The following is an 8,310-nucleotide window of genomic DNA, read 5'->3' on the forward strand; positions in this document are numbered from 1 at the left end:
AGGGGGGCGTGACGCCGTCAAGAATGCGGTGGGGCGCCCGCCCGGACTTCGCTCCGGCCGGTGTGCCGCGTTTCGGGGTGGGCCGGTCATGCGCAAAGGGCGTCGGCCCGGGAAATGGGCCGAGGAGGGCCGGGTGACGACCTATGACGATCGAGCGAGCCTCGCTGATCTGACCACCACAGCGGACCGGGTGCGCCGGTCGGTGGAGAGTGTGATCGGGGGCAAGCCCGAGGTCGTTCGGCTCGCGCTGACCGTGCTGCTCGCCGAGGGACACCTGCTGATCGAGGACGTGCCCGGCGTCGGCAAGACCATGCTCGCCAAGACGCTGGCCAAGTCCATCGACTGCTCGGTGCAGCGCATCCAGTTCACGCCGGACCTGCTGCCGTCCGACATCACCGGCGTCAGCGTCTACGACCAGCAGCGCCGGGAGTTCGAGTTCAAGCCCGGCGCGATCTTCGCGCAGATCGTGATCGGCGACGAGATCAACCGCGCCTCGCCGAAGACCCAGTCCGCGCTGCTGGAGTCGATGGAGGAGCGCCAGGTCACGGCGGACGGCCAGACGTACGAGCTCCCCAGCCCGTTCATGGTGGTGGCCACGCAGAACCCGGTGGAGATGGAGGGCACCTACCCGCTCCCCGAGGCCCAGCGCGACCGCTTCATGGCCCGCGTGTCCGTGGGCTACCCCAGCCCCGAGGCCGAGCTGCAGATGCTCGACGTGCACGGCCGGGTCTCCCCGCTCGACGACCTCCAGGCCGTCGCGCACGCCCACGACGTGGTCAAGCTGATCGAGGCCGTGCGCGAGGTGTACGTGGCCGACCCGGTGCGGCGCTACGTCGTGGACCTGGTCGCCGCCACCCGCACCCACCCCGACCTGCGCCTGGGCGCCTCCCCGCGGGCGACCCTGCACCTGCTGCGGGCCGTGAAGGCCTCGGCCGCGCTGTCCGGGCGGGACTACGTGCTGCCGGACGACGTGCAGGCGCTGGCCGCCCCGGTGCTCGCCCACCGGCTGCTGCCGACCGCGCAGGCCCAGCTCAACCGCCGCACGGCGGAGCAGGTCGTCGCCGAGATCCTCCAGCGCACCCCCGTCCCGCACGCGGCGGCCGGCAGCGGGACCATCGGCGCGCCGGCCGGGCACGGCGAGCGGTCGCCCGGCGGCGTCCGGGGCTTCTGATGGCCGCCGGGGTGCGCCCCGCGGCCGCGGACCGCGACGCCGGCGAGCCGGCGGGGCTGCGGGCGGCCCTGTCGGGGCTGACCACGCGCGGCCGCTCGTTCCTCGCCGCGGGGGTCGCCGCCGCCGCGTGCGCGTACGTCCTGGGCCAGGGCGACCTGCTGCGGGTCGGGCTGCTGCTCGCGGTGCTGCCGCTGCTGTGCGCGGTGGCCCTGCACCGCACCCGCTACCGGGTGGCGGCGACCCGCCGGCTGACCCCGATGCGGGTGCCGGCCGGCGCCGAGGCGCGGGTGCAGCTGCGGATGGACAACGTCTCGCGGCTGCCCACCGGCCTGCTGATGCTCCAGGACCGGGTGCCGTACGTGCTCGGGCCGCGGCCGCGGTTCGTGCTGGACCGGGTCGAGGCGGGGGGCCGCCGCGAGGTGTCCTACCGGGTCCGCTCGGACCTGCGCGGCCGCTATCCGCTGGGCCCGCTCCAGCTGCGGCTGACCGACCCGTTCGGCATGGTCGAGCTGACCCGCTCGTTCAGCGCGTACGACACGCTGACCGTGGTCCCGCGGACCGAGCCGCTGCCCGCGGTGCGGATGACCGGCGAGTCCTCCGGCTACGGGGACGGCCGGCAGCGCTCGCTCGCCCTGGCCGGGGACGACGACGTGATCCCGCGGACCTACCGGCACGGCGACGACCTGCGCCGGGTGCACTGGCGCTCGACCGCCCGGTACGGGGAGCTGATGGTGCGCCGCGAGGAGCAGCCGCAGCGGGCCCGGGCCACGGTGCTGCTGGACACCCGGCGGGCCGCGTTCCGGGGGGCCGGGCCCGACTCGGCCTTCGAGTGGGCCGTGGCCGGGGCCGCCTCCACCGTGGTGCACCTGCTCGAACGGGGTTTCTCCGTACGGCTGCTGACGGACACCGGCACCTCGGTGCCGGCCGAGGGCGCGGGCGGGTTCGCCGCCGGCGGCCAGGACTCGGCCGAGGCGGCCGGGATGATGATGGACGCGCTCGCCGTGATCGGGCACTCCGACGGGGCCGGGCTGTCGCGGGCGAACGACGCCCTGAGCGGCGGCGGCACCGAGGGGCTGCTCATCGCCTTCCTCGGCGGGCTGGACGACACGCAGGCCGGGCTGGCCGCGAAGATGCGCCGGCGCAGCGGGGCCGCGGTGGCCTTCGTCCTGGACCCGGAGTCCTGGGCGGGTCCGGACGGCCGGGAGGACCCGGCCGCGGACCAGGCGGCCGGGGAGCGGCTGCGGCAGCTCCGGGAGACCGGGTGGACGGCGCTGGCCGTACCGCCGGGCGCGGCCCTGGCACCGCTGTGGCGGCAGGCCGGGGAGGGCACGGGACGCGGATTCGGCGGGGACCACGGCAGGACGGGCACGGCAGGGGGCTGGGCATGAGCAGCAGGGCGAGACTGACGATTTTCGCGCTGCTGGCCTCGCTGCTGACCGCGTGTTCGCTGATCCCGCTGGTGCATCCGGACACCTGGCTGCTGCGGGCGGCGGTGCTGCTGGCGGTGCAGAGCGGGGTGGGTGCGCTGGCCCGCCGGGTGCCGCTGGCCCGGGCGCTGACCGTACTGGCGCAGCTGCTGGTCTCCGCGGTGCTGCTGACCCTGTTCTACGCGGGTGAGCGCGCCCTGGCCGGTGTGCTGCCGGGGCCGGGGGTGCTGCGCGAGCTGGCGGGGCTGTACCAGCAGGGCGTCGAGGACGTGGGCCACTACGCCACGCCGGCGCCGCTGACCGACGGGATCGGGCTGCTGCTGGTCTCCGGGGTGCTGGTGATCGGGCTCCTGGTGGACCTGCTCGCGGTCACCTTCCGCAGCGCCGCCCCGGCCGGTCTGCCGCTCCTCGCGCTGTACTCGGTGGCGGCGGGGCTGACGCCCGGCGGGGCCTCGTGGGGCTTCTTCGTGGCCGCGGCCTCCGGCTACCTGCTGTTGCTGCTGGCCGAGAGCCGGGACCGGCTCTCCCAGTGGGGGCGGGTCTTCGGCGGCGGCCCCAAGGGCCGCTCGAACGCCGGGCTGGGCCAGGGCGGTGCCTCGGCCCCGGCCCGCACCGGGCGGCGGCTGGGGGCTGCGGCCCTGGGCGTCGCGGTGACCGTGCCGCTGCTGCTGCCCGCCCTGGACGGCGGGATGCTCTCCGGTGGCGGCGGGGGCGAGGGCAACGGGGCCGGCGGGACCATCTCGGCCGTCAACCCGCTGGTCTCGCTCCAGGACAACCTCAACCAGCCGGAGAACCGGGAGGTGCTGCGCTACCGCACCGACAGCACCGGGTCCGCCGGCCAGTACCTGCGGATCGTGGCGCTCGACGAGTTCGACGGCACCTCGTGGCGGACCTCCGAGCGCCAGGTCGACGACGTACCGGAGCAGCTGCCACCGCCGCCGGGGCTGAGCCCGCAGGTGAAGACGACCGAGGTGCGCACGAGCCTGTCCGCGGCGGGCTGGTACGGGCAGACGTACCTGCCCCTCCCCTACCCGGCCACCCAGGTGGAGATCGGCGGGCGGTGGCGGTTCGAGCCGGTCGGCCGGACCCTGGTCGGCGACCGCAAGCAGGACACCCGCGGGGCGCAGTACACCGTCCGCAGCCTGCTGGTGGAGCCGACCGCCCGGCAGCTGGCGGCGGCCCCGCCGGCCCCGGCCGCGCTGAAGGAGGAGTACACGGCGCTGCCGGAGACCCTGCCGGACGTCGTACGGGAGACGGCCCGCTCGGTGACGCGCAACGCGCGGACGGACTACGCCCGGGCGGTCGCCCTCCAGGACTGGTTCGCCTCCTCGGGCTCCTTCCGCTACGACACCAGCGTGGGTTCGGGCACCGGCTCGGAGGCGATCGTCCGCTTCCTCAAGGACAAGCGGGGCTTCTGCGTCCACTTTTCGTTCTCGATGGCCGCGATGGCCCGCGAGCTGGGCATTCCGGCCCGCGTGGCGGTGGGCTTCACCCCGGGCACGGCGCAGCCGGACGGGACCCGCTCGGTGGGTCTGCGCGATGCGCACGCCTGGCCCGAGCTGTACTTCGAGGGGGTGGGCTGGACCCGTTTCGAGCCCACTCCGACCCGGGGCAGCACCCCCGACTACACCCTGCGCGAGACGACCCCGGGCCGGACCGCCGGCCCGACCACGGCGCAGCCGCGGGGCGAGCAGAGCGGGGCCGCCCCGGCGCCGTCGGCGTCCGCGGGCTGCACCGCGCAGATGCGGCGGCTGGGCGACTGCGGGCCGACCGCGGGCGCGCAGGCCGGGGCGGCCGAGGACGGCACCGGCTGGTGGGTCACGGCCCTGGTGGTGCTCGCCGCGGCGGTGCCGGTGGCGCTCGTGCTGCTGCTGCCGTTCCTGTGGCGGCTGGCCGTGCGCAAGCGGCGGCTGGCGCCGGTCGCGGCGGCCGCGGAAGGGGTGCAGGTGACGGCGGCCGGTCCGGTGCGGACCCTCGCCGTGTGGCAGGAGCTGACGGACGCGGCCTGGGACGCGGGCATCCTGCCCGACGAGGCGCTGTCCCCGCGCGGCACCGCGGAGCGCATCGTGCGCCTCGGCCGGCTGGAGACGGACGCCGCGGAGGCGGTGCACCGGGTGGCCGGGGCGGTGGAGCGGGTCCTGTACGCGCCGGTGGCCCCGCCGGCCGAGGGCCTGCGGCCCGACGTGCTGCTCGTACGGTCCGCCCTGCTGGCGGGGCTCGGGCGGTGGGAGCGGCTGCGGGCCCGGCTGGTGCCGCGGTCGTCGGTGCGGGTCCTGTGGGCCCTGTCGGCGCGCCGCTCGGCGCTGGCCGCCGGGCTGTCGGAGCGGGCCCGGTCCCTGCGGCTGCGGCTGCCGCTGCGCGGGCGGGGCTGAGCCGGCCCGGGCGTCGCGGCCGTCCCGCGGAGGAACGCCGGTGCGCCGAGGCTCGATCCCCCCGAGCCCCGGCGCACCGGCGTGTGGGCCGGACTGCGTCCGGCGGTAGCCCCCCTGCACCTCCGCGAGGTGACGGCCGAGGCGGCCCGCCCCGCTCCGCCGCCCCGTGTCGGCGGTTGTCGGGGCGGGCGCCCCTTCCGTACGTCCACTCTCCCGTTTGCGCAGGTGGGAGCCCATCCGCGTACCTACTCATCTGTGCGTCTAGGTACGGATACTCATTTCTACGCGCTCGGGCGTGCCGCGGGGCACCGCCGACCGGGCGTCACCCGTCCGGGGGGCGTCAGCCGCCGCTGACCCGGCCGCGCAGCAGCAGGGACAGGGCGGAGTGCACGTCGTCGAGCGAGCGCTCCCGCTGGAAGGACTGCCAGTCGAGGGCGGCCACGAGCACCATGCCGACGAGGGCGGCGGCGGTGAGCGGGATGTCGATCTCGGAGCTCAGCTCGCCGCGCTCGACCCCCTCGGACAGCACCGTCTCGACGACGGCGACCGCCTCCCCGCGCACCACCATGAGGGTGGACTGCCAGGCCCGGTTGGTCCGCCAGAGCTCGGCCACGTACAGCTGGGTGAAGGCCGGGTAGGCGTCGATGAAGACGAGGCCGGCCCGGATCATGGCGTCGAGGGCCTCGACCCGGGTGCCGCCGCGCTTCTCGGTCTCGTCGGCCGCCTCCTTCAGGGAGGCGGTGAGCAGGCCGACGCCGTGCCGCAGCAGCTCCTCGAACAGGACGGTCTTGCTCGCGAAGTTGTAGTAGACCGTGCCCTTGGCCACCCCGGCCCGCTCGGCGATCTCGTCCACCGTGGTGGCGGAGAAGCCCTGCTCGGCGATGAGCGTGACGGCCGCTTCGTAGAGCTTCTGGCGGGTGGCCCGCCGCCTGGTGCTGCTGCTTTCCATGGCGCTGATTCTCACAGGTCTACAGGCTCAGTTCGGGGTGGAGCCGGTCCATGGTCCACACCTGCTTGCCGCGTGCGGCGAGGGCGGTGAGGGCCAGCGCCCCGGCCGTGAAGGCCAGCAGCACGGCGCTGCCCTGGACCACGGGCGTCAGGTCGCCGCCGGTGATGAGCCGGCGCAGGCCGGCCACCACGTACGACATCGGCAGGTAGGGGTGGATGGCGTTGAAGAACCCGGGGCTGGTCTGCACCGGGTAGGTGCCGCCGGCGGAGGTGAGCTGGAGCATCAGCACGACGAGGACCAGGATCCGGCCGGCGGCGCCGAACTTGGCGTTCAGCCACTGCACGATGGCCGCGAAGCAGCCGGTGACCAGGACCAGGAAGCCGATGGCGAGGGCCGGGGCGGCCATCTCCAGTCCGAGCCCCCAGTGCAGTACGGACATCAGCGCGGCCACCTGGAGCGTGCCGACGGCGGCGACCGGCAGCCAGCCTGCGAGGGCGATCCGCCAGGCGGAGGCGCCGGCGGCCAGGGCGCGCCGGTTGAGCGGCTGGATCAGCATGTACGCCACCATCGCGCCGACCCACAGGGACAGCGGGATGAAGTAGGGGGCGAAGCCGGTGCCGTAGTTCGGGGCCTTGTGGAGGGACTGGGCGGCGAGCTGCACCGGGTCGGACATGACCTCGGTGCGCCGGTCGCGCTGCTCCTTGTCGTAGTCGGGGATCCGGTCGGCTCCGTCGTGCAGGCCGCCGGCGAGCTCGCCGGAGCCGTCGACGAGCTTGTAGATGCCGCCGTCGAGGCTGCGGGCGCCGTCGTTGAGGCGGCCGACGCCGTCGTCGATGCCGGCGGAGCCGCTGGTGGCGGAGGAGAGGCCGGTGTGCAGGCGGGCCATGCCGTCGGCGACCGTACGGGCGCCCTTGCCGAGGGCGTTGACCTTGGCGACGGCGGTGTCGAGGTCCCCGGCGAGGCCGGGGGCCTTCGCGGCGAGTTCGCGGGCCTGCTTCTCCAGGGTCTTGAGCTGGCGGTCGAGGGTGGCGAGGTCTCCGCCGGAGTCCTTGACGAGGGTGTTGACGTCGGTGGCGAGCTCGGCGGCCTCGGCGGCGGCGTCCTTGGCCTTCTTCAGCTTGGGGCAGGCGGCGGAGGGTTCGGCGGAGCCGGTGCAGAGGTCCCCGTACACCTCGTCGAGCTGTGCGGCGGTGGCCTTCGCGGCGCGTTCGGCGCCGGGGGCGGCCTTGGTGAAGGTGCCGAGGTGGTTGCGGACGGTCTTGGCGGTGTCGGCCACGAGTTCGGCGGTGTCCGCGATCTGCCGGGCGTTCTCCTTGAGGACCGGGCGGGCCTTGGCGGCCAGGCCGTTGATCCGGTCGGCGAGGGCCTCGTTGCCGTCGGCGACCCGGTCGGAGCCGGTCTCCAGCCGGCCGGCCGCGGTGTTCAGCTTCCGCAGGCCGCCCGCGAGTTCGCCGGTCGCCTCCTTGGCGGTGGTGAGCCCGTCGGCGAGGCTCTTGGAGCCCTTCTTGGCCTTTCCGATGCCGTCGCTGAGCCGGTCTGCGCCGTCGGCCGCCTCCTCGGTCTTGCCGTGGATGTCGGAGAAGGAGATGAAGATCTTGTCGAGGAAGGTGCGGCTGGCGTTGCTGGACGCGGAGGCGCGGACCTCGGAGAAGACGGCCTTGGAGATCGAGCCGACGACGTAGTTGTTGGAGTCGTTGGTGCGGACCTGGAGCGCGCCGGTCTCCGGGGAGTCGCCGGAGCTGGAGGCGATGCGGGAGCTGAAGTCCTCCGGCATGGTCAGGGAGAGGTAGTAGCGGCCCTGTTCGAGGCCCTGCCGGGCCTCTTCGGCGTCCACCTCCTGCCAGTCGAAGGTCCTGCTCTCGTGCAGGCCGCGGGTGATCTCCTCGCCGGCGTTGATGCGCCTGCCGCCGGCGGTGGCCCCCTTGTCGGCGTTGACGAGGGCGACGGGCACCTTGTCGAGACGGCTGTACGGGTCCCAGAAGGACCAGAGGTAGAGCGCGCCGTAGAGCAGCGGCAGGAGCAGCAGGGCCACGAGCGCGGCCCGTGGCATGCGCCCTCGCGCGAAGCGCTTGAACTCCAGCGTGGCCAGCCTAGGCGTGCGCATCGGCCGCCCCCTTCCCCTCGTCCTCGTCCTCGTCCCCGGACCCACCGTCCGACGCGGCCGCAACCCCCGGCACGGATGCGACTTCCAGCCCCTCCGGTACGGGCCCAACCCCCGGCACGGCCGCAACCTCCCGCCCCTCCGGCACGGGCCCAACCCCCGGCACGGCGTCAACCCCCGGCACGGGCGCAACCTCCAGCCCCTCCGGCGTTTGAGGAGCGGGTCCGGGCAGAGCCCGGTGCCCGGCGCCAGCCGGGTTGCTCTGGGGGGGGGGGACCCCCCCCCCCCCC

The 8,310-nt window shown here is 75.1% G+C and carries 5 protein-coding genes; 3 read left to right on the top strand and 2 right to left on the bottom strand.

Annotated elements, in window-relative coordinates; all coding sequences use genetic code 11:
- The first annotated feature begins 133 nt into the window (after positions 1-133).
- Genes ACZ407_RS29635 through ACZ407_RS29645 form a run of 3 tightly spaced genes read left to right on the top strand, consistent with a single transcriptional unit; the run spans position 134 to position 4,970 of the window.
- Complete coding sequence (locus ACZ407_RS29635; RefSeq protein WP_468133602.1) at positions 134-1,171, top strand: AAA family ATPase; 1,038 nt, start codon at positions 134-136, stop codon at positions 1,169-1,171.
- Positions 1,171-2,559, top strand: coding sequence for a DUF58 domain-containing protein (locus ACZ407_RS29640; RefSeq protein ID WP_468133604.1), 1,389 nt, complete (start codon positions 1,171-1,173; stop codon positions 2,557-2,559). The genes ACZ407_RS29635 and ACZ407_RS29640 overlap by 1 nt, the downstream gene beginning before the upstream one ends.
- Positions 2,556-4,970, top strand: a complete 2,415-nt coding sequence (locus tag ACZ407_RS29645; protein ID WP_468133606.1) for a transglutaminase TgpA family protein — start codon at positions 2,556-2,558, stop codon at positions 4,968-4,970. Before ACZ407_RS29640 ends, ACZ407_RS29645 begins: the two co-directional genes overlap by 4 nt.
- Positions 4,971-5,310: 340 nt before the next feature.
- Here the strand turns inward: ACZ407_RS29645 and ACZ407_RS29650 are convergent, their stop codons facing one another.
- Together ACZ407_RS29650 and ACZ407_RS29655 are read right to left on the bottom strand one after the other, a co-directional pair.
- The gene (locus ACZ407_RS29650; protein ID WP_468133608.1) at positions 5,311-5,919 is read right to left on the bottom strand and encodes a TetR/AcrR family transcriptional regulator; all 609 of its coding nucleotides are present in this window, start codon (positions 5,917-5,919) and stop codon (positions 5,311-5,313) included.
- A gap of 19 nt (positions 5,920-5,938) precedes the next feature.
- Positions 5,939-8,023 carry a YhgE/Pip family protein gene (locus tag ACZ407_RS29655; RefSeq protein WP_468133610.1) on the bottom strand — a complete coding sequence of 695 codons (2,085 nt, stop codon included), beginning with the start codon at positions 8,021-8,023 and terminating at the stop codon, positions 5,939-5,941.
- Between the last annotated feature and the right edge of the window lie 287 nt (positions 8,024-8,310).

This window comes from Streptomyces sp. NPDC030809 (assembly GCF_055572195.1).

Coding starts and splice junctions, on each gene's coding strand:
- ACZ407_RS29645 (WP_468133606.1), top strand. CDS start 2,556: ATGAGCAGCAGGGCGAGACTGACGATTTTCGCGCTGCTGGCCTCGCTG.
- ACZ407_RS29655 (WP_468133610.1), bottom strand. CDS start 8,023: ATGCGCACGCCTAGGCTGGCCACGCTGGAGTTCAAGCGCTTCGCGCGA.
- ACZ407_RS29640 (WP_468133604.1), top strand. CDS start 1,171: ATGGCCGCCGGGGTGCGCCCCGCGGCCGCGGACCGCGACGCCGGCGAG.
- ACZ407_RS29650 (WP_468133608.1), bottom strand. CDS start 5,919: ATGGAAAGCAGCAGCACCAGGCGGCGGGCCACCCGCCAGAAGCTCTAC.